At 73.6% G+C, this 24,098-nt stretch carries 22 protein-coding genes; 9 read left to right on the top strand and 13 right to left on the bottom strand.

Going from position 1 to position 24,098, the window contains the following annotated elements; all coding sequences use genetic code 11:
* Positions 1-187: 187 nt before the first annotated feature.
* Positions 188-481: a 4a-hydroxytetrahydrobiopterin dehydratase gene (locus tag ACLQ20_RS04335; protein ID WP_151455679.1), complete on the top strand. Its 294-nt coding sequence runs from the start codon at positions 188-190 to the stop codon at positions 479-481.
* Positions 478-1,629 carry an FHA domain-containing protein gene (locus ACLQ20_RS04330; RefSeq protein WP_151455680.1) on the top strand — a complete coding sequence of 384 codons (1,152 nt, stop codon included), beginning with the start codon at positions 478-480 and terminating at the stop codon, positions 1,627-1,629. Before ACLQ20_RS04335 ends, ACLQ20_RS04330 begins: the two co-directional genes overlap by 4 nt.
* Before the next feature lie 65 nt (positions 1,630-1,694).
* On the opposite strand, the gene rocD is transcribed toward ACLQ20_RS04330, so the two are convergent.
* The 4 genes from rocD to ACLQ20_RS04310 form a co-directional block, all read right to left on the bottom strand.
* Positions 1,695-2,909, bottom strand: coding sequence for an ornithine--oxo-acid transaminase (gene rocD / locus ACLQ20_RS04325; RefSeq protein WP_192581461.1), 1,215 nt, complete (start codon positions 2,907-2,909; stop codon positions 1,695-1,697).
* Positions 2,906-3,721 carry a dimethylargininase gene (gene ddaH / locus ACLQ20_RS04320; protein ID WP_207913845.1) on the bottom strand — a complete coding sequence of 272 codons (816 nt, stop codon included), beginning with the start codon at positions 3,719-3,721 and terminating at the stop codon, positions 2,906-2,908. Before ddaH ends, rocD begins: the two co-directional genes overlap by 4 nt.
* Before the next feature lie 341 nt (positions 3,722-4,062).
* Complete coding sequence (locus tag ACLQ20_RS04315) at positions 4,063-4,896, bottom strand: thrombospondin (protein WP_425854276.1); 834 nt, start codon at positions 4,894-4,896, stop codon at positions 4,063-4,065.
* 176 nt (positions 4,897-5,072) lie between these two features.
* Positions 5,073-6,998: a ricin-type beta-trefoil lectin domain protein gene (locus ACLQ20_RS04310; RefSeq protein ID WP_425854274.1), complete on the bottom strand. Its 1,926-nt coding sequence runs from the start codon at positions 6,996-6,998 to the stop codon at positions 5,073-5,075.
* A gap of 252 nt (positions 6,999-7,250) precedes the next feature.
* Here ACLQ20_RS04310 and ACLQ20_RS04305 point away from each other — a divergent pair, with 252 nt between their 5' ends.
* The gene (locus ACLQ20_RS04305; protein WP_425854272.1) at positions 7,251-8,060 is read left to right on the top strand and encodes an Fpg/Nei family DNA glycosylase; all 810 of its coding nucleotides are present in this window, start codon (positions 7,251-7,253) and stop codon (positions 8,058-8,060) included.
* A gap of 24 nt (positions 8,061-8,084) precedes the next feature.
* Here ACLQ20_RS04305 and ACLQ20_RS04300 read toward each other — a convergent pair whose 3' ends face one another.
* The 6 genes from ACLQ20_RS04300 to ACLQ20_RS04275 form a co-directional block, all read right to left on the bottom strand.
* A complete protein-coding gene (locus tag ACLQ20_RS04300; protein ID WP_425854270.1) occupies positions 8,085-8,969 on the bottom strand; it encodes an aminoglycoside phosphotransferase family protein in 885 nt (294 codons plus the stop codon).
* Between the two features lie 178 nt (positions 8,970-9,147).
* Positions 9,148-10,566: a WGR domain-containing protein gene (locus ACLQ20_RS04295; RefSeq protein WP_425854269.1), complete on the bottom strand. Its 1,419-nt coding sequence runs from the start codon at positions 10,564-10,566 to the stop codon at positions 9,148-9,150.
* Positions 10,567-10,719: 153 nt separating this feature from the next.
* Entirely contained in the window at positions 10,720-12,099 is a 1,380-nt protein-coding gene (locus tag ACLQ20_RS04290) for an FAD-dependent oxidoreductase (protein ID WP_425854267.1), read from the bottom strand.
* A gap of 13 nt (positions 12,100-12,112) precedes the next feature.
* Positions 12,113-13,261, bottom strand: a complete 1,149-nt coding sequence (locus ACLQ20_RS04285) for a carboxylate-amine ligase (protein ID WP_192581566.1) — start codon at positions 13,259-13,261, stop codon at positions 12,113-12,115.
* Positions 13,262-13,410: 149 nt separating this feature from the next.
* Positions 13,411-13,758, bottom strand: coding sequence for a hypothetical protein (locus ACLQ20_RS04280; protein WP_192581567.1), 348 nt, complete (start codon positions 13,756-13,758; stop codon positions 13,411-13,413).
* Between the two features lie 38 nt (positions 13,759-13,796).
* Positions 13,797-14,267 (bottom strand): hypothetical protein, encoded by a 471-nt coding sequence (locus ACLQ20_RS04275; protein ID WP_225852466.1) that lies wholly within the window; start codon positions 14,265-14,267, stop codon positions 13,797-13,799.
* 316 nt (positions 14,268-14,583) lie between these two features.
* On the opposite strand from ACLQ20_RS04275, the gene ACLQ20_RS04270 reads away from it, so the two are divergent.
* From ACLQ20_RS04270 to ACLQ20_RS04255, 4 genes are all read left to right on the top strand, one after another.
* Positions 14,584-14,877, top strand: a complete 294-nt coding sequence (locus ACLQ20_RS04270; protein WP_311413083.1) for a DUF6412 domain-containing protein — start codon at positions 14,584-14,586, stop codon at positions 14,875-14,877.
* A 93-nt stretch (positions 14,878-14,970) separates the two neighbouring features.
* Positions 14,971-15,720, top strand: coding sequence for a YidC/Oxa1 family membrane protein insertase (locus ACLQ20_RS04265; protein ID WP_151457082.1), 750 nt, complete (start codon positions 14,971-14,973; stop codon positions 15,718-15,720).
* Positions 15,721-15,793: 73 nt separating this feature from the next.
* Positions 15,794-17,218, top strand: a complete 1,425-nt coding sequence (locus tag ACLQ20_RS04260; RefSeq protein WP_358117849.1) for a carbohydrate-binding protein — start codon at positions 15,794-15,796, stop codon at positions 17,216-17,218.
* 219 nt (positions 17,219-17,437) lie between these two features.
* Positions 17,438-18,841 carry a chitinase gene (locus ACLQ20_RS04255; RefSeq protein WP_358117895.1) on the top strand — a complete coding sequence of 468 codons (1,404 nt, stop codon included), beginning with the start codon at positions 17,438-17,440 and terminating at the stop codon, positions 18,839-18,841.
* 215 nt (positions 18,842-19,056) lie between these two features.
* Here ACLQ20_RS04255 and ACLQ20_RS04250 read toward each other — a convergent pair whose 3' ends face one another.
* From ACLQ20_RS04250 to ACLQ20_RS04240, 3 genes are all read right to left on the bottom strand, one after another.
* Positions 19,057-19,713 (bottom strand): DedA family protein, encoded by a 657-nt coding sequence (locus ACLQ20_RS04250; protein ID WP_311412091.1) that lies wholly within the window; start codon positions 19,711-19,713, stop codon positions 19,057-19,059.
* Between the two features lie 85 nt (positions 19,714-19,798).
* The gene (locus ACLQ20_RS04245) at positions 19,799-20,401 is read right to left on the bottom strand and encodes a DUF1349 domain-containing protein (protein WP_358117852.1); all 603 of its coding nucleotides are present in this window, start codon (positions 20,399-20,401) and stop codon (positions 19,799-19,801) included.
* A gap of 104 nt (positions 20,402-20,505) precedes the next feature.
* Positions 20,506-21,060, bottom strand: a complete 555-nt coding sequence (locus ACLQ20_RS04240; protein WP_358117855.1) for a hypothetical protein — start codon at positions 21,058-21,060, stop codon at positions 20,506-20,508.
* A 202-nt stretch (positions 21,061-21,262) separates the two neighbouring features.
* Here ACLQ20_RS04240 and ACLQ20_RS04235 point away from each other — a divergent pair, with 202 nt between their 5' ends.
* Together ACLQ20_RS04235 and ACLQ20_RS04230 are read left to right on the top strand one after the other, a co-directional pair.
* The gene (locus tag ACLQ20_RS04235) at positions 21,263-22,855 is read left to right on the top strand and encodes a class I SAM-dependent methyltransferase (protein WP_425854262.1); all 1,593 of its coding nucleotides are present in this window, start codon (positions 21,263-21,265) and stop codon (positions 22,853-22,855) included.
* Between the two features lie 119 nt (positions 22,856-22,974).
* The coding region (locus ACLQ20_RS04230; protein ID WP_425854261.1) for a peptidoglycan DD-metalloendopeptidase family protein at positions 22,975-24,098 on the top strand (1,124 nt) is incomplete at its 3' end.

Below are 24,098 nucleotides of genomic sequence, written 5' to 3'. Positions count from 1 at the left end.
CCTCACGCAGGGTGGGCCGGGGCGACGCCGGTCGCGGGCCCGGCCGGGCCGCCGGTCAGCCTAACCCCGCCGGTCCACAGCCGCTCATCTATGCCGTGGCGATCTTCGGACCGCCGCGCCGCCGGGGTGGGCCACACCTCCCGCCGCTGGTCGGCGTCGTCGCGACCGGTCCCGGTAGGGTCTCCCCATGGCAGACGTGCTCACCGCCGAGGCGGTGCGAGACGAGCTGGGTGGGCTGGCGGGCTGGTCGGGAGACCCCGCCGGGATCACCCGCACCGTGGAGCTGGCCAGCTTCCCGGCGGCCATCGCGGTGGTCGACCGGGTCGCCGTGACGGCGGAGGAACTGGACCACCACCCCGACATCGACATCCGCTGGCGGGCCCTGACCTTCCGGTGCGTCACGCACTCGGCGGGCGGGGTCACGCGGCGTGACCTGGAACTGGCTCGGCGGATCGACGAGATCGTGGGGAGCGTCGGATGAGATTCGAGATCAGCAAGGTGCTGGACGCCATCGAGGGCCGGGTCAGCACCGACCCGTCGCTGGCCCGGGCCGTCGTCGACCTGGCCGAGGTGATCCGCTACCAGGATCTCGACGGCGGCCGGCCGGCGAGCCTGCTCCGCCTCGGCATGGTGATCGACGCCCTCGCCCGGGAGATGGAGGAGGACAGCGTCCCGGTCTACGCGGTGGTCCACCGGGCCCTGCTCTCCGACGCCGACCTCACCTCCAACGAGCGCATGGTGGTCCGCCGGTGGGCCGACGACGGGCTGGTCGAGGTGCTCGACAACCCGGGCGACCGGATGCTGGAGGTGGCGGACCTGCTCGGGCTGCCTGTGCTCACCCGGGTGCGGGCCGACGGCCTGCGCGGGCGCTACCCGTGGCTGGTCGAGCAGGCCGGCCGGGTGCTCGCCCCGGTGCCCGGCGCCGGCGGGCCGGCCTTCGTCGCCCACGTCGGCGGCGGGCACACGCCCGTCGCCGGTGACCGGTCACCGGCCGGCGTGAAGCTGCTCGCCCGGCGCTGGCGCTGCGCGGAGCCCGGCTGCGCGCTCTTCGGCGGTGGTGGGGGCGGCGGGGCCTTCGCCGACCTGTCCCGGGTGGTGGAGCGCAGCCCGGCCGGCCAGCCGCCGCCCACGCTGCGCGGCGGCGTGCCGACCTGCCCCCGGCACGGCACCCGGCTCGGCGACGCCGGTCCGCGACCGCGGAGCGCCGTCCTGGCCGTGCGGGTGGGCGGGCTGATCCGCCGACGCTTCGTGCTCACCGAGGAGGAGCCGGCGGTGGTCGGCCGCGCCCCCGACCAGGCCGGCGGGATCACGCTCGGGCAATGGCTCAACGACGAGGCGCGCCGCTGGATCAGCCGCAGCCACGTCCGGTTCGAGCTGCGGGTCGGCGAGGTGATCGTGACCGACGTGAGCACCAACGGCTCGGGCATCCGCCCGGGCGGGTCGATGGCGGAGGGCGACCGGGTCCCGCTGGCGCCGCAGCAGTCCCGGGTGCTGGCGGAGGGCGACATGGTGGAGCTCTACCCCGGGGTGCAGATCGGCCGGCCCGACGAGCTTCCCACCGGAGCCCCCTACACGCCCACGTCGGTCATGGCCGAGGCGCCCACGATGGCGATGCGCCTGCCCCGCTGAGCCGCCGGGAGACGACGGCGGGCGCCGGGACCGTGGTCCCGACGCCCGCCCGTGTCGTACGGGGCTCAGCCGGCCAGCACCGCGGCGAGCTGGGCGACCGCGTGGTCGATCTCCTCCTCGGTGATCACCAGCGGCGGGGCGAGCCGGATGGTGGCGCCGTGGGTGTCCTTGGCGAGCACCCCGCGCTCGGCGAGCCGCTCGCACGCCTCCCGGCCGCTCATCAGCGCCGGGTCGATGTCGAGGCCGGCCCACAGGCCCCGGCCCCGCACCGCGACGAGGCCCCTGCCGACCAGCGACCGGAGGCCGGCGTGCAGCCGGGCGCCCAGCTCGGTCGAGCGCCGCTGGAACTCGCCGGTGGCCAGCAGCCGGACGACCTCGGTGGCGACGGCGCAGGCCAGCGGGTTGCCGCCGAACGTGGAGCCGTGCTGGCCCGGCCTGAGCACGCCGAGCACGTCGGCGTTCGCGGCCACCGCGGAGACCGGCACGATGCCGCCGCCGAGCGCCTTGCCCAGCAGGTACATGTCGGGCGTGACGCCCTCGTGGTCGCAGGCGAAGGTGTCCCCGGTCCGGCCGAGGCCGGACTGGATCTCGTCGGCGATGAAGAGCACGTTCTGCTCGGTGCAGACCCGGCGTACGCCCGGCAGGTAGCCCTCCGGCGGCACGACGACGCCCTGCTCGCCCTGGATCGGCTCGATCAGCACCGCGACGGTGTTCTCGTCGATGGCGGCGGTCAGCGCCGCCAGGTCGCCGTAGGGGACGACCGTGAACCCCGGGGTGTACGGCCCGAAGTCGGCCCGGGCGTCCTCGTCGGTGGAGAAGCTGACGATGGTGGTCGTCCGGCCGTGGAAGTTCCCCTCGGCCACCACGATGTTGGCCTGCCCCGGCGCGACGCCCTTGACCTGGTAGCCCCACTTGCGGGCGACCTTGATGCCGGTCTCCACGGCCTCGGCGCCGGTGTTCATCGGCAGCACGAGGTCCTTGCGGCACAGCTCGGCCAGCTCGCGGCAGAAGTCGGCGAACTGGTCGTGGACGAACGCCCGGCTGGTGAGCGTCAGCCGGTCGAGCTGCGCGTGCGCGGCGGCGATCAGCGTCGGGTGGCGGTGGCCGAAGTTCAGCGCCGAGTAGCCGGCCAGGCAGTCGAGGTAGCGGCGGCCGTCCACGTCGGTCAGCCAGGAGCCCTCGGCGGAGGAGATGACCACCGGCAGCGGGTGGTAGTTGTGCGCGGTCCACCGCTCCGCGTCGCGGATCGCCTCCGGCGTCCGCAGCATGTCGTCGATCACTGGCTCGCCTTTCCCTGACGGAGTCGCAACGTGCAGCACTTCGGTCCGCCGCCGGCCTTGCGCAGCTCGGAGAGGTCGACACCGATGGTCTCGTAGCCCCGGTCGCGCAGCTTCGCGGCCAGGCCGGTGGCCTGCTCCGGCAGCACCACGTGCCGGCCGTCGCTGACCGCGTTCAGCCCGAAGACCTCGGCGTCGGCGAGGGTGGCGTGCACCGCGTCGGGGAAGAGCCGGCGCAGCACCGCCCGGCTGCCCGGCGAGAACGCCTCCGGCAGGTACGCCACCGTCCGCTCGTCGAGCACGGTGAGCGCGGTGTCCAGGTGGTAGAAGCGCGGGTCGACCAGCTGCATGGTCACCACGGGGTAGCCGAAGACCTCCTGGAGCTGCGCGTGCGAGGCGTGCGCGGTGCGGAAGCCGGTGCCGGCCAGCAGGAAGTCGCCGGCCAGCAGGATGTCGCCCTCGCCCTCGTTGACGTGCTTCGGGTCGTGCATCTCGAAGCCGGCGGCCTCGAACCAGGCGCGGTAGGCGGGGGCCTCGTCGGCGCGCTGCGGGTCGCGGAACTGCACGGCCATCGCCTTGCCGTCGATCACCGTGCCGCCGTTGGCGGCGAACACCATGTCGGGCAGGCCGGGCACCGGAGCGATCTCCTCGACGGTGTGGCCCAGGTCCCGGTAGATCTGGCGCAGCTGCTCCCACTGCCGGACGGCGAGGTCGGCGTCGACCGGCGCGGTCGGGTCCATCCACGGGTTGATGGCGTAGTCGACGGCGAAGTACGTCGGCCGGCACATCAGGAAGCGCTGGCTGGTGGCGTCCATCGTCATTGTCCTGCTCCCAGGGGTCGGGCGCGCCCGGCCACCTTCGGCCCACGGGCTGGCGCCGTTGCTCAACGTTATGCGGCGCCGATGGTGGAATCCACCGCTGGAAGTTGCGCAGGCCGACGGAACGTTGCGTCTGGGGAGTGCTGAACGATGGTTCGTTGCGTTTCGGGCCCTGTCGGTGTGCCCGGCCGGAAGGTGGGCCCGGAAAACACTTCGGGGGCGGCGAACCGCCGCCCCCGAAAAAGGGTTGCCCGGCTGGTGAACCACCAGGCTGGTCGGGCGTCGCCGGTGAACCACCGGCGCTGCCGGCGCATCGCCGGCGAGCCGAACAGTGCCCGCTAGAAGCGGTCCACAAACTGTGAGTCGAGCCACTCGCGGAACCGCTGCACCCAGTCCCCGTCGGTGGTCGGCCAGTCGAACTGGCCGGTCATCGCCAGCACGCCCAGCACCACCGCGCCGAGGCCCAGCGCGACGCCGAGCAGCGCGTCGGTCTTGCCGGCGATGTGCCGGCGACGGGTGGCCATCAGGCCCAGCACCGCGAGGACCGCGCCGAGGGCGCCGAGGGCGATGCCGTACCCGGCGAGGCTGCCGGTGAGCACGAAGAGCGCCCCGGCCACGCCGACGATCAGCCCCAGCGTGGCGAGGATGCTGGCCCGGGGCTTCGGGCCGGCGACCACCGCCCGCTCCGGCTCGCGGTCGGGAACGCCGTCGCCGTCGCGGTCGACGGGCCGCTCCACGGTGTCCCCGTCGACCGCGCGGTCCCGGTCCGTCCGGGCGCCCAGCGCCGCGTTCCGGTCCAGGTCGGTCGTCCGACCGTCGAGGGTCCGTTCGAGCGCCGGGTCGGGCTCGGTGCTCCGGGGGGCGCGTCGGTCGTCGTCGATGGGTCGGGCCGTGGCCGCCCGGGCGACGGCCGCCCGCTCGGCCGCCCGCCGCTCGGCGGCGCCGTCCCGCCCGGCGCCGTCGGGCGCGGCGCTGCTGCGGTAGGTCGTCTGCTCGCCGTCGCGGTCGGTGACCATCGGACGGCTAGGCCCGCTGCCGCCGTCCGCGTCGGCCCGCGGCGCGCCGTCCCGGCCGGTGCCGGCGGGCGCGTCACGGTCGTCGACGCGGCCGTCGAGGTTCTCGTCCCGTGTCGGCGCCTCTTCCGACCTGCGGGACAGCGAGGGAATCTTCACCACACACACCTCCTCGTGAATGCGTGGTGGCCGATGCAAAGACTTGCCGCCCACGCGGTACACGTCCGCAATACCCAGGTGGTCGTTCTCCGACACGGATACCCGGCCGGCCGTTCTCCGAGGGGTGCCCGCCCGGCCGGCCGCCGGGCGGGCACCCCACGCCGGGTCGAGGCGTGTCAGGCGGGCACCGTCCACTTCTGGTTCGCGCCCCCGGTGCACGTCCAGATCTGGGTCGGTGTCGCGTTGGCCGAGCTGTTGTCCACCACGTCCAGGCACTTGTTCGCGCTGGCGCTGACCAGGTCGCGGGCCGCCGTCGCGGTCCACCGCTGGTTCGCGGCGCCGGTGCAGGTCCACAGCTGGGTCCGGGTGCCGTCGGCGGTGGCGTTGTCCCGGACGTCCAGGCACTTGCCCAGGGCCCGTACGGTGCCGTCGGCGCCGAGCGTCCACTGCTGCGCGGCGCTGCCGTTGCAGTCGTACAGCTGGACGGCGGTGCCGTCGGCGCTGTTGGCCCCGGCGACGTCGAGGCACCTGCCGGCCAGGCCGACGATCGGGCCGGTCCGCCCGCCGCCGCCGGACTGGCTGCCCGCCCAGGTGAACGTGGCCGTGGTCCGGGCCGGCAGCGAGTACGTGAAGGACTGCCCGCCCCAGACGACCTTGACCGACTGGCTGCCGGTGCCGCCGTTGTGCGCGATGAGCGCCTTGGACCCGTCCGGGTTCACGTACGCCACGTTCTGCACCGTGCCGTTGGCGGTCGAGTCGATCCGGTACGCGCCGGGCTTGACGAACTTCGTCAGGTGCCCGGTGGTGTAGTACTCGACGGTGTAGTCGACCTGGCCTGCGCGGGGGCCGCCCTCCTGCACGGTGACCAGGCCGGTGCAGACGTCGCAGCCGCCGTTGTGCGGGCCCATGTTCTGGTTCAGGGCGAGGCTCCACTTGACCAGGCTGCTGCTGTAGTTGCGGGCGTAGTTGACGATGTCGGCCAGGTCCTCGTTGTGCTGGTTGCCGATCCAGGTGCCGCCCGAGTGCTCGGTGCTGAACTGGCGCACCGACGGGTACTGGTTGCGTACCTGGGTGCCGACGGACGGCTCACCGAAGTAGCCGTGCCAGGCGATGCCGCCGAAGAGCGGGTCGTTGCGGATGCCCGGGTCGGCCAGCAGCACCGCCCCGAAGTTGGGATGGTCGCCGTAGTTCCAGTCGTGCACGAGGACCTTGGTGCTGAGGCCGGCGGCGCGCAGCGCGGGGTAGAGGTGGTTCTTGGTGAACTCGACCAGCCCTGGCCCGTTCCAGCTCATGCCCGGGTAGTTCATCTCGGTCGGCGCGGCGGGCTTGCAGCAGTTCGGCTCGTTCTGCACCGACAGGTAGTTCACCGGAATGCCGGCGGCCTGGTAGGTCTGCACGTACCTGACCAGGTACTGGGCGTACATCGGGTAGTACTCCCACTTGAGCCAGCCCATCTGGTCCATCCGGCCGTTGTCCTTCATCCAGCCGGGGGCGCTCCACGGCACCCCCTTCACCCGCAGCTCCGGGTTGAGCGACCGGGCCTGGGCGGTGAGCAGCCGCACGTTGGTGTCGTAGCCGTTGCTGTAGAAGTCGTTTAGGTCGCAGCAGGTGTCGTCGAGGGAGACGTTGCCCGGGCGGGAGAGGTCCGAGGCGCCGATGGGGTTGCGGACGAAGGAGAGCCCGATGCCCTCGGTCGGGGAGAAGAGCTTGCGCATCACGGCGTCGCGGGTGGCCGCGCTGATCGGCCCGCCCCGGAACAGGTACGCGGTGGTGTCCGTGATCGACGCACCACCGCCCTCGAACTGCTGGTAGCGGGTGTTCTCGTTGACGGTGACGGTGTGCGTCGCGCCGCCGCTGGAGGGGGCGAAGGCGAGCGGGGCCTGCTGCTGGAGGCCCCGGCTCACCTGGCGGCCACCGGGGTCCGTGGTGGTGGTCAGCCAGACGTTCACCGGCTCGTTGGCGGCGGACGCCGGCGCCGGCAGCGTGACCGTGGCGGCGGCCACGGCGGTGACGAGCGCGAGCAGGCCGGCGCCTGCGGACGCGACTCGGCGCCGGGCTCGCCGGCGGTGACCCGCCGTGGCGGGTACGGGAGTGGTGGACATCGGGTGTCTTCCTCTCGCGCGGCGGTGGTGGCGATGTGCGAACGCACGAACCGGCCGGTAACGGGCGCGTTTATGCCACGGATTGCCCGGACCTGTCCGAACCTCCGTGAGACTCAGTTAATATTCCTTCGTAATAGAAGTCAATGAATCTGCCCGACTGTCTGTCCGGCGCGCTGCGCGCGTGCGGCAGCAGGGACCCGCCCGGTCCCGCGCCGACCTTCGTCCCCGGCGCGCTGGCTATCCTTGGCACCCGTGCCAGAGGGACACACCATCCACCGCCTGGCGGCGCGGCACGCCGAGCTGTTCGGCGGGGACAAGCTGCACGCCGCCAGCCCGCAGGGCCGCTTCGCCGAGGGCGCGGCCCGCCTCTCCGGCACCGTCCTGGAGGCCACCGAGGCGTACGGCAAGCACCTGCTGCACCACCACGCGGGCGAGCTGACCCTGCACGTGCACCTCGGGCTCTACGGCAGGTTCGCCGACGGCGCCGGGGAGCTGCCGGAGCCCGTCGGCCAGGTGCGGCTGCGGCTGACCAGCGACCGGCACTGGCTCGACCTGCGCGGCCCCACCGCCTGCGAGCTGCTCACCCCGCCCGAGGTCGCGGCGCTGCGGGCCCGGCTCGGCCCCGACCCGCTGCGCGTCGACGCCGACCCCGAGCGGGCGTACGCCCGGATCTCCCGCAGCCCCACGCCGCTGGCCGCGCTGCTGCTCGACCAGTCGGTGGTGGCCGGCACCGGGCTGATCTTCGTCACCGAGGCGCTGTTCCGGGCCGGGCTGCCGCCGACGCTGCCCGGCCGGCGGCTGACCCGCGCCGGCTGGGACGCGCTCTGGGCCGACCTGGTGGCGCTGATGCGGCTCGCCGTCACGCGCGGCCGCATCGACACCGTCCGCGACACGCACCTGCCCGAGGCGATGGGCCGCCCCGCCCGCGTCGACCGGCACGGCGGCGAGGTGTACGTCTACCGCCGCCCCGGCGACCCCTGCCACGTCTGCGCCACGCCGGTCAGCCGGGGCGAACTGGCCGGCCGCAACCTCTACTGGTGCCCCACCTGCCAACCGTCCTGACCGCCGCCCACGCCGACGTCGGTCTCACCGGGGAGGCGCGGCGAGCAGCCAGCGGACCACCTCGACCTGGTTGGGGAAGACCTGGCCCTCGCCGAAGCTCCAGGCCAGCGTCTGTCCGATCGTCCAGCCCCACACCCGCTCCCGGTCCAGGCCCAGCTCCGCGCTGAGCCGGTCCAGCCGGTGCCGTACGGCGTCCGGCGAGTGCCCCAGCTCCGCGCCGCGCACCAGCGGCACCACCCCGAACTCGCGCTCGCCGGTCAGCGGCTTCGGGTCGATGACCAGCCACGGCTCCCGGGTCGCCCGCAGCACGTTGCCGGCGTGCAGGTCCTGGTTGACGAGCACCTGCTCGCCCTGGCTGTCGACCAGGTCGGCCAGCAGCCCGAGCGCCGTGTCGATCAGCCGCCGCTCGTACGGCCGGCCGGCCCGCTCCCAGTTGGCCGGCAACCGTTCCGCCCAGCCGGCTGCCTCCTCGGCGAGTGGGGTGAACGGCGCACCGGCCGGGCGCCAGACCCGGGGCAGCAACTCCACCGCCGCGTCCAGCGCCGCATCGGCGGGCAACTCGTGCAGCGGCGTGCCGGGCACGCACCGCTCGACCAGCATCGCCCGCCGCTGCGGGTCGTGGGCGAGCAACCGGGCCGCCCCCACCCCGGCCCAGCGCTCCAGCGCCGTCGCCTCGTGGACGCTGTCGGGGTCCGGGTACTGGAGCTTCAGCACCGCCGGGGTGCCGTCGGGCAGCTCCGCCGGCAGGGCCAGCGAGGCGAAGGCGTACGGGAAGGGCGGCCCGAGCCGCAGCGACCAGCGCGCCGTGCAGGCGGCCAGCCTGTCCGGCAGCGCCGCCAGCCACTCCCGCCCGGCCGGCGTGCCCCGCACCCAGCCCAGCCCGTCGGGGATCAGGAGTTCGGAATCCACCCGGCCATCCTTCACCAGCGCCCGCCCACACCGCACCATCGATTCCCCGCCCACCGCGGGTGGTGGTGATCAAGAGGTTCGGGTCCGCAACGGAGATCGAACCGGACGCAAACCTCTTGATCACCGCGTCGGGGAAGGGGCGGGCGGCGGAGGGGAGGGGGCGGGGGAGGGAGCGCGGTCAGCGCAACCGGCGGATGTCGCCGTGGGCGCGGTAGAAGCCGCCCCGGCCGGACTCGCGGACCTGGGTGACCAGGTAGCGCGCGCCCGGCTCGCGGATGCCCTTCGGGAACTGCACGGACCAGTCCCGGTGGAAACCGGGGGAGACCACATGCACCCGCAGCCGTCCCCGGTCCTCGACGCACTGCACGACCACGCCGCCGTTGACGTCGCTGGTCACCTCGACCGTCGTCCAGGCCGCCGGCTCCGGCATCCGGGGCGGGGCCTTGACGTCGACCACCTCCGGCACGCTGCCGGCCTCCGCCGCCCGGATCGCCGGCTCGCTGGCGTCGATGCAGGCCAGGTGGCCGCTGGTGGTGACGACGTAGAGCCGATCCTCGTGGTACTGCATCGAGTAGGCCGAGCCGCAGCCGGTGCCGAGCTTCCACAGCCGGTTGCCGGCCGCGTCGAAGCAGTAGATCGAGGACTGGCTGTCGCCGGCGAAGACGAACCGGCCGCCCTCGGCCGTGGCGCAGGAGAAGACCGGGGCGTCACAGCGGTAGGTGCGCTCGGCGCGGCCGTCCTTCGCCAGCCGCACCACCTCCCGGGTGCCGGTGCCCGCGAAGACCGCGTCGCGCTCCTGCCAACCGAAGAGCACCGATCCGGTACGGGTGTGCCACCGCTCCTGGCCCGTCCGCCAGTCGTAGCTGGTCACCCCCTGGGAGTGGCCGTGGTAGAGCGCGTCGGCATCGCAGCGCACCATCCACGCCGACCGGCCGCGACCCTGCCGGCGCCAGAGGAACTCGTCCTCGTGGTCGACGGCGACGATGCCGCCGCCCGCGTCGGAGACGCCCAGCACCCCGTCGTGGATGTCCAACCAGTAGATGTCGATCTCCGGCGCGATCTCGTAGGCCACCCGGGGCACCTTGCCGGACAGGTCGTAGACGTTGCCGTCGTCGCAGCCCGCGTAGATCCAGGCGTCGTCGGCGACGATGCACTTCACCCCGTCGGGGAGGCGGACCTGGTCGAGCACCCGGGCGTCGTGGCCGAGCGTGGTGATGACCCCGCGCTCGTTGCCGACCATGCAGCTCTGCCCGTCGACGAAGATGCCGAAGGCGGGGGCGCCGGAGTCGTAGCGCCACAGCACCGGGGCGGTGCGGGCGGTGGAGCGGGTGCTGACGATCTGCCGCCGGGAGACGGCGCGCTTCTGCCGCACGCCGCGCACGGCCGGGGCGTACCCCTTGCGGACCTTCTCGCCGATCTTCTTCGCCGCCGCCGCGCGGGCCTTGGTGTTGTCGGCGTAGGCCGTGGTCTTGACCTGGCCCTGGTCGCCGATGCGGCCGTAGCGGACGGTCAGCGCGGCATCGTCGACGACGACCTCGTAGAACTTGTGCGCACCATCCGCTTCGGACAGTTCGAGGTAGGTCGTCTCCTGCGGCATGGGGGCCTCCGAGGGGGGTCAGCGACCGGCCTGGCGTGACCGGTGGGGCGCGAGCGGGCACACGCTAACCCCCACCCCCGACAGCCGCACGCAAGGAAGGGGCCCTTCCTGTCGCCTGCGCGACAGGAAGGGCCCCTTCCTCACACCTGACGCTCAGCGGCCGACGGCAGCCAGGGCGTCGACGGCCTTGCGGGCGGCGATCAGCACCGGGTCCCAGACCGGGGCGTACGGCGGGGCGTAGCCCAGGTCGAGCGCGGTCATGTCGTCCACCGTCATGCCGTTCCAGAGCGCCACCGCGAGGGTGTCGATCCGCTTGGCCGCCTCGGACCAGCCCACGATCTGCGCCCCGAGCAGCCGCCCGCTGGGCTTCTCCGCGATCAGCTTCACCGTCATCGGCCGGGCGCCCGGGTAGTAGCCGGCGCGGTTGGTCGACTCGGCGATCACCGAGACGAACTCGAACCCCGCCGCCGCGGCGTCCTTCTCGCGCAACCCGGTGCGCCCGACCTCCAGGTCGCAGACCTTCGTGACGGCGGTGCCGATCACTCCGGCGAAGGTGGCGTACCCGCCGCCGATGTTGATGCCGGCGACCCGGCCCTGCTTGTTGGCGTGGGTGCCCAGTGGCACGTGCACCGGCAGCCCGGTCACCCGGTGCACGGTCTCCACGCAGTCACCGGCCGCCCAGACGTCCGGCACCCCCTGCACCCGCATCCGGCGGTCGACCCGGATCCCGCCGGTGACGCCCAGCGGCAGGCCGGCGGCCTCCGCGAGCGCCGTGTTGGGGCGTACGCCCAGACCGAGGACGACCACGTCGGTGGGGATGGGCCCCTCGGCGGTGACCACCGCGGACACCCGGCCGTCGGTCTCCTCCAGGCCGGTCACCCCGAGACCGGTGCGGATGGTGACGCCGATGCCCCGCATCGCGTCCGTGACCAGCTCGGCCATGTCCGGGTCCACGGTGGCCATCGGCTGCTCGGCCTGCTCGACCAGGGTGACGGCGAGCCCGCGCTGGATCAGCGCCTCGGCCATCTCCACGCCGATGTAGCCGCCGCCGATCACCACCGCCCGGCGCGGCCGGGGCTCGGCGTCCAGCCAGTCGCGCAGCGCGGCGCCGTCGTCGAGGGTCTGCATCCCGAAGACCCCGCCGGCGTCGGTGTCCGCCCAGTCGGGCTTCTTGGGCACGGCCCCGGTGGCGTACATCAGGGTGTCGAAACGCTCCCGGACCTCGCCGCCGTCGTCGAGGTCCCGGGCGGTGACCTCGCGCCGGTCGAGGTCGATGGCGGTCACCTCGTGCCGGAGCCGGACGTCGATGTCGAACTTCTCCCGGAACGTCTCCGGGGCGCGGGCGATCAACTGGTCCCGTTCGGGCACCAGCCCGCTGATCCAGTACGGGATGCCGCACGCCGAGTACGACGTGAAGTGCCCCCGCTCGAAGGCGACGATCTCCAGGTCGCCGCGGTCCCGCCGGCGTCGAGCCTGCGACGCCGCCGCCATTCCCGCAGCGTCCCCACCGATGACGATCAGCCGTTGCGCCACGTTCATCATCCTGTCACGAGCGGCCCGCGCCACGGGTCTGCCGCGCGACGTCCTCCACCACGTCCACGAGCCTGCCGGTACGCGCGAAGACGGCGCGCTGCCGGGCCGCCCCGCTGCCGTGCCGGCGCAGCCCGGCGACGAGCCCGGTCACCTCGTCGAGGTCGCCGTGCCGTTCCAGCGCCGGGCGCAGCCGCTCGATCAGCTGGTCGAACAGCTCCCAGGCCGGCCGCAGCTCGCCGTCGGTCAGGTCGACGCCGTCCCCCTCCAGCCCGTCGTGGGCCGCCCGCCAGTGCGCGGCGACCAGCAGGTGGTGGTCGGTACGCAGGGCCGGCCGCCCGGCGGCGATGTCGTCCATCGCGGTCGCCACCATGGCCCGGACCAGCGCGGCGACGAGCACCGCGTCGTCCACCGACGGGCAGACGTCACCGATGCGGATCTCCACCGTCGGGTACTTGGCCGACAGGCGGGCGTACCAGTAGAGCATCCCCTCGTCGAGCATCACGCCGCTGGCGATCAACTGCCGGATCAGCCGTTCGTAGTGCTCGTGGGACTCCAGGTACGGGGTGGGCGCCACCGACGGCCAGCGCTCCCACTCCACCGACCGCCAGCTCGCGTACCCGGTGTCCTCGCCCCTGGCGAAGGGGGAGTTGGTGGTGACGGCGTGCAGCACCGGCAGCCAGGGCCGGACGTGGTTGAGCACCTGCACGCCGGTCTCCGGGTCGGGCACCCCGACGTGCACGTGCATGCCGTTGTTGCCGGGGCCGGGAACCAGCAGGCGGAACCGCTCGATCATCCGGTCGAAGCGGGGCTTGTCGACCACCGGGGGCACCGGACCGTCGACCGGCCCGGTGCCGATGGCGAGCAGCCGTACGCCGGCCCGCTCGGCCGCGTCGGCGAGCGCGGCCCGCAGCACGCCGAGGGAGTGCCGGATCGAGGAGAGTTCCAGGCCGGGCGGGCTGCCGATCTCGATCTGGCTGGTCTGGAACTCCCGCTCCACCTGACCGCGCAGCTCGGGCGGCACCTGCTCCATGACGAGGTCGACAGCGGGCACCGCGGCCCCGGTGTGCGGGTCGACGAGCAGGAACTCCTCCTCGACACCCACCGTGAGCAGGTTGGTCCCCTCGGCCGTACCGCTCGGAGCCTCCGCCACCTGGCCGGTCATCGTCACCACCGTCCGTTCGCGCCCGGCAGCGGTCCGTCCGCGCGGGGTCGGTCAGTGGTTACCCACCGTGCGGAGGCGGAGAAACGCGGCCCCGGCGTGTCGCCCGCCGCGCGCCCGCAAAGGGGATCACGCCGTGCGCGACCCGCAGGTCACCGTGGCCAGCGGTCCTCGCCGTCGCGCACCAGGGCGCGGACGCGGCGCAGCGTGGCGTCCGGGGCCAGGATGGCCTCCCGCCACCGGTCCAGGGTCTGGCGCAGGTCCCAGACCGTCGCCCGCAGCTGCCGTTCCTGCTCGCGGGCCGAGTCGAGCTGCGCCCGGGTGAGCAGCGCGGCCTCCTCCAACTCGGCGACCCGGGTGCGCAGCGGCTGCACCAGCGTGAGGGCGGCGTCGGTGAGGGTGTCGGCGGCGTCCGCCTTGAACTTGCCCCGCTGCACGATGACGGTGGCGATGACGGCGAGGCCGCCGGTCCCCCCGAGCACGCCGAGGACGGAGAGCAGGACCTGCACCCAGTGCGGGGCGGCCGGCGCCGTGGTGTTCACGTCCCACCCCTGGCGGAGAAGGTGCCACCGACGGCCACCCCGGCGAACTGGGTGGCCTGGCCGGCCAGGGCCAGCCGGCGCAGGTCGAGCGCGATCTGGACGGCGCGCCACCCGGAGCCGACGGCCACCGCGACGACGAACGACATCGCCGCGACCCCCTGCGCGCCGGCGACCACCGCCAGGGCGACGGCGTACATGCCGGTGATCGTGCCCAGCGCGAGCACCGACGCGAGTTCGATCCCGAGGCCGGTGGAGAGCCGGCCCGGCCAGAGCACGCCCAGCAGCCCGGCGACGCCGGCCACGATGAGGCCCGACTCCCACCCCGCCTGGATGGGCCCCGGCATGGCCATCTCCACCGACTGCGGCCGGACGTCGAGGACGATCAGGAGGACGCCGCACACGGGGGCGGTCGCCATGATGGCGATCTCGAAGGGCTGGTGCCTCGATCGGATTCGGTTGTGGGGCACGGCAGCTCCTCAGAATGGCCCGCCACCTCGTCGAGGTGACCCGTCGGCCGGGGCGGGCGCCCGGTGCCGACGGTGTACCGGGAGGACCCGCTCCCACCGCCCGGGTCGGCGTGGCATCCCGACGACGCGGAAGCACACCGGCGACCGAGAAGGACGACACACCGACGTCGGCTGTCGACGCACCCAAGTCGTACCACTTCCGCCGCGCCTCCGTCCACCCCGGACCTGTCGCATAAGCGCAGGTCAGAGCGGGTGCGGGAGGCCGGTTGCGCGAACTGGGCCGGGTGGCGTGACAGCGGGTCCTAGGCTGGTCGGCGTGCCGGGGCTGCTGGGGATCGTGCTGGGGACGTGGGCGTACGCCCTCGCCCACCTGACCCTGCTCGCCGACCGCCCGGCCGGGTTGCTCGCCGGGGCCGCGCTCGCCGCGGTGGCGCTGCTCGCCGTCGCGCTCGCGGCGCACGCGGCCGGCGTCGTCGACACGCCCCGGGCCGGCCGCGCCGCCGCCCTGCGCGCCCGGGCCCGCCGCCGCCGGGTGCCGCGACAGGTCGACCCGGACGCCGCCGGGCGTCCCCGTCCCCGCGCGCCCGGGCCGTTCCCCTCGGCCGCGTAGCACCGCCGCGCGGCCGATTCCGCCGCCATCCGCCCGTCCGGCGACCCGCCTTCCCGCCGGACCGGCACCCGGAATCGGACCGAGGGGTCACCCATGCTCGCCTTCGCACCTCTGCACGACGCCGTCGGCGCCGCCGGCCGCGCGCTCACCTGGTTCACCACCCTGCTGGAACCGCTGGCCGGCGACGCGGCCACGGCCGCCGCCATCGTCGCCCTCACCGTCGTCGTCCGGCTGCTGATCTCGCCGCTGACCCTCATGCAGGTCCGCGGGGAGCGGCGCCGCGCGGCGCTCGCCCCCGACGTCCGCGAGCTTCAGCGGCGGTACGCGGACGACCCCACCCGGTTGCAGGGCGAACTGTTCGCGCTCTACCGGGCCAACGGCGCCAGCCCGGTGTCCGGCTGCCTGCCGCTGCTGCTCCAGGCCCCGTTCCTGCTGGTGATGTACCGGCTCTTCACCACCGCCGAGGGCGGCACCGGGCTGCTGGCCGAGCGCCTGGCCGGTGTGCCGCTGGGCCACCACCTCGGCGACGGGGCGGTCGGCGGCGCGCTGCCGCTGTTCGGCGCCCTGCTGGCGGCCCTGCTCGTGCTCGCCTGGTGGACGTCGCGGCGGATGCGGCGCGCGGCGGCGGCGACGGGAACGGTGGCCGGTACGCCGACCGAGGGGCCGGGCGCGGCCGTGCTCGGCCGGCTGCTGCCGCTGCTGCCGTACACGACAGTGCTGGTGGCGCTGGTGCTGCCGCTGGCGGCGGTGATCTACCTGGTCACCACCACCGCCTGGTCGGCGGGGGAGCAGGCGGTGCTGCGCCGCCCGCGCCCCGAGCCAGCCCGCATCGATGGGCGTTGACATCTGCGGAGCCGGCACGTACAACTCCTGAGAGAGCGCTCTCTCGCCCGTTCCCCGCAGAGAGGCACGTCAAATGACACCTGCCCCGGCGGCGCCCGCCGCCCTGCCCCCGCGACGCCGGCTGACCCTGGCGTTGACCCTCCTCACCGCCGCCGCGACCGCACTGGTCGGCACGACCGTGACGGCGAACGCCGCCGTCCCGGCGCCCGCGCCCGGCTGGAGCCTGGTGTGGAGCGACGACTTCACCGGTGCGGCCGGCACCCTGCCGTCCGCCGGCAACTGGATCATCGACACCGGCACCAGCTATCCCGGCGGCCCGCCGAACTGGGGCACCGGGGAGATCCAGACGTACACCAACAGCACCGCCAACGTCAGTCACGACGGCGGCGGCAACCTGCGGATCACCCCGCTGCGCGACGCCTCGGGCCGCTGGACCTCGGCCCGGATCGAGACCGTGCGCAGCAACTTCAAGCCGCCGTCCGGCGGCGTGCTGGCCATCGAGGGCCGCATCCAGATGCCCAACGTCACCGGGGCCCAGGCGTCCGGCTACTGGCCGGCGTTCTGGGCGCTCGGCTCGCCGTACCGGGGCAACTACCAGAACTGGCCGGGCATCGGCGAGTTCGACGTGATGGAGAACGTCAACGGCCTCAACTCGGTCTGGGGCGTACTGCACTGCGGCGTGGCCCCCGGCGGGCCGTGCGACGAGTTCAACGGCATCGGCGCGTCCCGGGCCTGCCCCGGCAGCACCTGCCAGTCGGCCTTCCACACCTACCGGTTCGAGTGGGACGCCTCGGCCAGCCCGCAGCAGCTGCGCTGGTACGTCGACGGCCAGCTCTACCACTCGGTCAGCCAGTCCCGGGTCGGCGAGCCGTACTGGTCGCAGATGACCAACCACGCCGGCTACTTCCTGCTGCTCAACGTGGCGATGGGCGGGGCCTTCCCGAACGGGGTGGCCGGTGGCGCCACGCCGACCGCCGCCACCGTCCCCGGCCGTCCGATGCTTGTCGACTACGTGGCGGTGTACAGCCGGGGTGGCGGCACCACGCCCCCGCCCACGACCCCGCCGCCCACGACCCCACCGCCCGGTGGGGTGCGCGACGCGTACGCGACGATCCAGGCGGAGTCGTTCAACGGGCAGAACGGGGTGCTCGTCGAGGCGTGCGCCGAGGGCGGGCAGAACATCGGCGCACTGCGCAACGGCGACTGGGTGCGGTTCGACAACGTCGAGTTCGGGGCCAGCCCGCCACGCGACTTCGTCGCCCGGGTCGCGTCCGGCGCGGCGGGCGGGGTCAGCGGCCTGGTGGAGGTCCGGCTGGACAGCCCGACCGGCCCGACGATCGGCAGCTTCGCGATCGGGAACACCGGCGGCTGGCAGAGCTGGCGTTCGGTTCCCGGCAACGTCGCCGGCCCGACCGGCCGCCGGACCGTCTACCTGACCTTCAGCAGCGGGCAGCCCGCCGACTTCGTCAACGTCAACTGGTTCACCTTCCGCCGCTGAGCCTGCTCGGCCCGCTGGGGCCGGCTGGGCTTGCTGGAGCTCGCTGATCCCGCTGCTTCCCCGAGCCCGCTGAGCCCGCTCCTGTCCGCTGAGTCCCGTGGAGCCCCCGGCTGTTGCCGGGGGCTCCCGTCGGCCTGCTCTGGACAGAAACAGTTAACACTCCTAATAATAGGCGTCAATGTCGATGCCGATGGATGGCATCCGGGTGTGGAGGGTGTCGTGAAAAGATCTAGATCTCTGGTGTTCTCGCTGGTCACAGCCGTGGTGGCGGCGCTCGGCGCGGTGTGGGTGGCGATGCCCGCGTTCGCCGCCGGGGTGACCGCCAGCTTCGTCAAGACGTCCGACTGGGGATCGGGCTGGGAGGGGAAGTACACGATCACGAACGGCGGCGGGTCCACGGTCGACGGCTGGACCGTCGCCTTCGACCTGCCGGCCGGCACCACTCTCGGCAGCTACTGGGACGCGCTGCTGACCTCGTCCGGCCAGCGGCACACCTTCACCAACCGGTCCTGGAACGGTCGCCTCGCCCCGGGCGCCTCGGTCTCGTTCGGCTTTCTGGGCGCCGGGCCGGGCTCGCCCACCAACTGCCAGCTCAACGGCACGGCGTGCGGTGGCGGCACCAGCCCCACCACCGCGCCGCCCACCACCGCGCCGCCGACGACGGCACCCCCGACCACCCCGCCCCCGACCACGCCGCCCCCGACGAGCCCGCCGCCGAACACCGGCCTGCCGAAGCACATCCTCACCGGGTACTGGCACAACTTCGACAACCCGGCCGTCGAGCTGCGGCTGCGTGACGTGCCGGCCGAGTACGACGTCGTCGCGGTCGCCTTCGCCGACGCCACCGCCACCCCCGGCGCGGTCGCCTTCGCCATCGACCCCGGCCTGTCCGCCGCCCTCGGCGGCTACACCGACGCCGACTTCTCCGCCGACGTCCGGACCCTCCAGTCCCGGGGCAAGAAGGTGATCATCTCCGTCGGCGGCGAGACCGGCCGGGTGGCGGTCAACGACGCCGCCTCCGCCGCCGCGTTCAGCGACAGCGTCCACGCGCTGATCAAGCGGTACGGCTTCGACGGCGTCGACATCGACCTGGAGAACGGGCTCAACCCGACCTACATGGCCCAGGCGCTGCGCTCACTGCGCGCCAAGGTGGGCGCCGGACTGATCATCGCGATGGCCCCGCAGACCATCGACATGCAGTCCCCGGCCAGCAGCTACTTCAAGCTGGCGCTCGACATCAAGGACATCCTCACCGTCGTCAACACCCAGTTCTACAACTCGGGGGCGATGCTGGGCTGCGACCGCAACGCCGCGTACCCCCAGGGGACGGTGAACTTCATCGTCGCGCTGGCCTGCATCCAGTTGGAGGCCGGCCTGCGTCCGGACCAGGTCGGCCTCGGCCTGCCGGCCGGTCCCGGCGCGGCCGGTGGCGGCATCGTCGCGCCCAGCGTGGTCAACGCGGCGCTGGACTGCCTGGCCCGGGGCACCAACTGCGGCAGCTTCCGCCCGCCGCGCACCTACCCGGGCATCCGCGGCGCGATGACCTGGTCGGTCAACTGGGACGTGAGCAACGGCAACACCTTCGCCCGTACGGTGGCCCCCCACCTGGACACCCTCCCCTGACCCCTCCCCGCCCCTCCTGACCCCGCCCCTCCTGCCCCCGCTCTTCCCCGCCCGCCCGCGTCAACGGCCCGACAGGGTCGATCATGCAGTTGTGGTGGTCCGCATAAGCCGCGTATGTGGTCACTACCGGCACCACAACTGCATGATCGGCGCGGCGCGGCGCGGCGAGGTGCGGCGGGTTGGGGCGGGGCGGGTGCGGCGGGGGTGGGTGGGAGTCAGGGGGTGGCGTCGGCGTGGGCGCGGCGGCGACGGGTCTTCTTGATCACCCACCAGGCGATCATCACGACGAAGACGGCGATGATGCCGTAGTCGAACCACTTGCTGTACTGCTCGATCTGCTGCCAGCGGGAGCCGAGCGCGTAGCCCAGGCCGACGAAGAGCGCGTTCCAGATGCCGCTGCCCAGCGTGGTGAACACGATGAACTCCGGCAGCGGCATCCGGTTGGCCCCGGCGGGGATGGAGATCAGGCTGCGGACCACCGGCATCATCCGGCCGAAGAGGACCGCCCACCGGCCGTGTCGCTCGAACCAGCGGTCGGCCTTCTCCAGGTCGTCCAGGTCGACCAGGGGCAGCCGGTCGAGCCAGCGCTTGAGCCGGTCCTCGCCGGCAGCCGCGCCCAGCCAGTAGAGGACCAGTGCCCCGCCCAGGGAGCCGGCGGTGGCGGCGAGCCCCACCAGGACGACGTTGAACCGTCCCTCGCTGGCCAGGTAGCCGGCCATCGCCAGCACGATCTCGCTCGGGATCGGCGGGATGATGCTCTCCAGGGCGACCAGCAGGGCCACCCCGACGGCGCCGGCGGCGTCGATCACCCCCGCCACCCACCCGGTCAGGCCGCCGAGTTCGGTCGGGTCGACGTTCTCGGCGAGTGCCATCGCGATCCTTTCGGCCGGGTCCGATCAGAGACATCTACCCTGCGGCCCGGCCGTCACACCTGCCCGTGAGTAGGGCCACCCGGGTTCATTCCTCCGGGTGCAGCGCGGCGTCGGCCAGCCCGCGTCGCCAGCCGGTGAACCGGATCCGCAGGCCCGCCCGGGTGGGGGAGCAGCAGTACGGCCCGGCCGTCGCCACCGCGTCCGGGGCCAGCGGTGCGAGCCGGACCAGCCGCCACGGCTCGTCGTCGGCGCGGGCCCGTACGGTGAGCGCGTCCCCGTCGCGGCTGACCCGGACGGTCACCTCCCGCCCGGCCCACCTCGGCACGCCGGCGACCGACCAGTCGGAGACCTCCCGGGTCACCACGGCACCCACCTGCGGCTCGCCGTCGCTGACCTCCACCCCGGCCTTGACCCAGTTCCGGTCGTCCACCCGCACCAGCACGCCGGCCTGGTCGAACTGCTCGCCGTAGTCGAGCACGAAGGCCACCTCCATCGCCTCGCCGGCGGGCAGCGGCGCGAGCAGCGCCGGGGCGTCGTCGTGGACGAAGCCGTACGAGGTGTGCCGCCACAGGTCGCTGCCCTCGGCCGGCTGCACCAGCAACTCGCCCGCCGGCCCGTTCTCGACCCGCACCGGCTCGTTCCACCACTCACCCTCGGCCCAGTCGACCGGTCGTTCCGCGTCACCCATGTCGGCGACCGTACCGCCGTGGCCCGCCCGGACGCCGGCACGGGCCCGGTCGCGTCGGGTGGCTGCCGGCCGGGGCGACCGTCCGGTGTCACGTGGCGGTGCCGTCAGCCGGCGTCACACACGTCCCGGAGGTGCTGGGCGTCGCGGTCCGTCCTGGCCTGCACCACCTCGTAGTCGCTCGCGACCATGCCCGACAGGATGAAGCGCAGCTCGGAGAAGTCCTGCGACAGTGCCACCGTGGCCTGGTGGACGCCGCCCTCGGCCTGGAGGCTCGCGCCCATCATGCCCTGGTACGCGGTCGTGGCCGCGGCCTGCCGGCTCTGCCGGGTCGAACCCGAGGTCCGGTAGAACCGGTCGACGACGGCGAGCGCCTCCTCGCAGCCGGCCGGTTGCAGCGGCGCCAGCGACGGCAGTCGACCCGGGGCGGGCGGCCGCGGCGTCCTGGTGACGGGGTGGTCCTTCGTGGCGTCCGCCGCGGGCGCGGTCGTCTGGTCCGGCGGGGTCCGGTCGGGCCTGGCCCGGTCGGGCGTGGTCGGGTCGGGCCCCGGTGACGGCCCCGCTCCGGCTCCCGAGGCCGGCGGCGGCACGGAGGGCTCCCGTGGCAGCACGTACGTGAGCAGGGTGAGCACGGTGGCCACCACACCGGCGATCGCGCCCACCGCGGCCCAGTCCGGGCTGCGCGACGCGGAGCCGGCTCCGGACGGGCTGCGCCCAGATCGTTGACTGCTGATGTCTCCAATGTAACGGCGGGCCGGTCCGGGGGCGGTCCCCGTTCTCCGCCGAGGGCTGCCGGCCCGCTGCCGGTCGGTGCCACCCACCCCTGCCGCGCACCGCACGCGGGGCATCGGCTAGGAACGTGCCATGCCCCGCTACCTGCTCTTTCCCGGCCGCCACCACCTGTTGACCCGCTTCCAGGCCGGGTACCTCCGCCAGCTCGCGGCGCAGGGCGACGACCCCCTCGCCGACGGTGACGGCGCGACCGGGAGCGAGGACGCCGGCGGCACGACCGGGAGCGACGACGCCGGCGGCGCGACCGTGGTGTGGGCGGTCACCTCGGCCAACCACGAGAACACCCGGCGCAACCCGGTCCCGTACCACCGGCGGGAGGCGGCGATCGAACGGTTCAGCGTGCTCGCCGGGCTCCGGTCGGTGGTGGTGCCGGTGTTCGACACCGTACCGACCGACAGGTTCGCCGAGGTGACCCTGAAGACCGTCGCGGCGTCCACCGGGTTGGAGCTGACCCCGGCGGACACGGTGGTCGCCTGCTCGACGCCGGAGGTCGCCGCGATGTACGAACGGCTCGGTTTCCGGATCGCCGGGGTGGAGGCCGACGTCGAGCCGACACCGGTCCGGCCGTGGGACGTCCTGCTGCGCCTGGCCGACGACGACCCGTCGTGGCGGGACCTCACCCATCCGGCCACCGTCGACGTGTACCGCCGCTACCGGCTCGACGACCTGGTCCGCTCCGTGGTGAACGACCCGGTGGTCGGCGACGAGGGCGGACTGACCGCCACCCGCGACTACCGGACGTACGCCGAGGCGTTCAGCGACGCCGCGCAGCGCAAGTGGGACGCGGTGCGCGAGCACGTGCGACCGGGGCGGATCGTCGACGTCGGCTGCGGCGCGGGCGCCGTCCTGGAGCTGGCCGACCGGGAGCCGGCCCTGCGGGAGAGTGACCTGATCGGCGTCGAGGTGGCCCGGCACCTGTTCGAGGAGTGCGTCCACAAGAAGGCGCAGGGCGTCTTCGCCAACCCGAACGTCTTCTTCTACCGGCGCAACGTGCTCGGCGGGGCGGTGTTCGCGCCGCGCTCGGTGGACACCACGATGACCTTCGCGCTGACCCACGAGATCTGGTCGTACGGCGAGCGGATGGCCTCGCTGCGCCGGTTCGTGCAGGCCCTCTACGACCACACCGTGCCCGGCGGGGTGTGGATCAACAGCGACGTGTGCGGGCCGGACGGCCGGGACCGGACGGTGCACCTGCGCCTGGCCACGACGGACGGCGTCAACCCGCCCCGGCCGCGTGCCGACCTGGCGGCCCTGGCGCCCGGTGAGGTGACGGCGTACGTCGACGCGCTGTCGACCCGGGCCCGGCTGGACCAGTTCGCGGTCGACTACCGGTTCCCGTTCGCGTACCGCCCGGTGGACGGGGCGGACGGCGTGGTCGAGCTGACCCTCGGCGCGGCGATGGACTTCCTCACCCGCAAGGACTACACCGACAACTGGCTGTCGGAGACCCAGGAACAGTTCTGCGGCCTGGAGTACGCCGACTGGAAGTCGTTGCTCACCGACGTCGGGTTCGAGATCGACCCAGCGAGCGCGACGTCCCGCAACGACTGGATCGTCACCAACCGCCTCGCCCCGGTGGCCGCCCTCAGCACCCCGGCCGGCGAACCGCTGGACTGGCCCGTCACCCACGTGCGCCTGATCGCCCGCCGCCCGGTCAACACCTGACGGCCCCGGCCCGAAGGCCCCCGCCGTCGCAGCACGGGCGCGGGGGAGGACGCCGGCGACTCCTTCGTCTATCTTGTCTCCGCAGTTGTATCGATGCCGATGAGATCGCGAGGCATGGCGTGACCAAGGAGACAGCGGGTAGGCGGCTGCGGGCGCTGACGGTGGCCGCGGCGGTCCTGTGCGGACTTGCGCTCGTGCCGGCGCAGCCGGCGGCCGCGCAGACCGGGGCCATGATCCAGCCGGTGGGCGGGCGGGTCACGGGGGTGTTGTCGAACCGGTGCGGCGCCACCGACAGCGACCACTACGGGGTGGACGTCGCGGGGAACGGTGGGACGGCGATCGGGGCCGCCTATCCGGGCACGGTCGCGTTCGCCGGTTGGACCTCCGGCGGGGGCAACATGGTGACGCTCTCGCACGCCAGCGGCTACCAGACCCGCTACCTGCACATGGCGCAGCCGGCCTCGGTCGCGCTCGGGCAGCAGGTCGGGCAGGGGCAGGTGCTCGGGTACGTCGGCAGCACCGGCAACTCGACCGGCCCGCACCTGCACTTCGAGATCCGCCGCAACGGCGCGGTCCACAACATCGCCCCGGCGTACGCCTGCGGCGCCACGGTGACCAAGGGCGCGCCGATCAACCTTCCGTTCCCGGACCTGACGCCGGCCGGGGCCGCTCCCGACCGGTTCGCGTTCGTCAACTCGGCGGGGGTGTTGTACGCGAAGGATGGCGCGTACTCGTCGTGGCAGGCGGTCAACGCCGGTGGGGCGACGAAGGTGGTGCTGTCCGGCAACCGGATCGGTTGGGTGCAGGGTGGCAACTTCTATGTCAAGGACGGTGTGTACGGGCAGTGGTTGACGCTGGCTGGGGGCGGGCAGGTGCGGGACATCGCGGTCAGTGGTGACCGGTTTGCGTTCGTGAACTCGGCGGGGGTGCTGTACGCGAAGGATGGCGCGTACTCGTCGTGGCAGGCGGTGAACTCGGGTGGGGCGACGAGGGTGGTGCTGTCCGGTAACCGGATCGGTTGGGTGCAGGGCGGCAACTTCTATGTCAAGGAGGGTGTCTACGGGCAGTGGTTGACGCTGGCTGGGGGCGGGCAGGTGCGGGACATCGCGGTCAGTGGTGACCGGTTCGCGTTCGTGAACTCGGCGGGGGTGTTGTACGCGAAGGACGGCGCGTACTCGTCGTGGCAGGCGGTGAACTCGGGTGGGGCGACGAGGGTGGTGCTGTCCGGTAACCGGATCGGTTG

This window comes from Micromonospora sp. DT46, assembly GCF_049841735.1.
Lineage (GTDB): Bacteria > Actinomycetota > Actinomycetes > Mycobacteriales > Micromonosporaceae > Micromonospora > Micromonospora reichwaldensis.
Note: the sequence above shows the minus strand (reverse complement) of the source record. Positions and strands in the feature narration are given on the sequence as shown.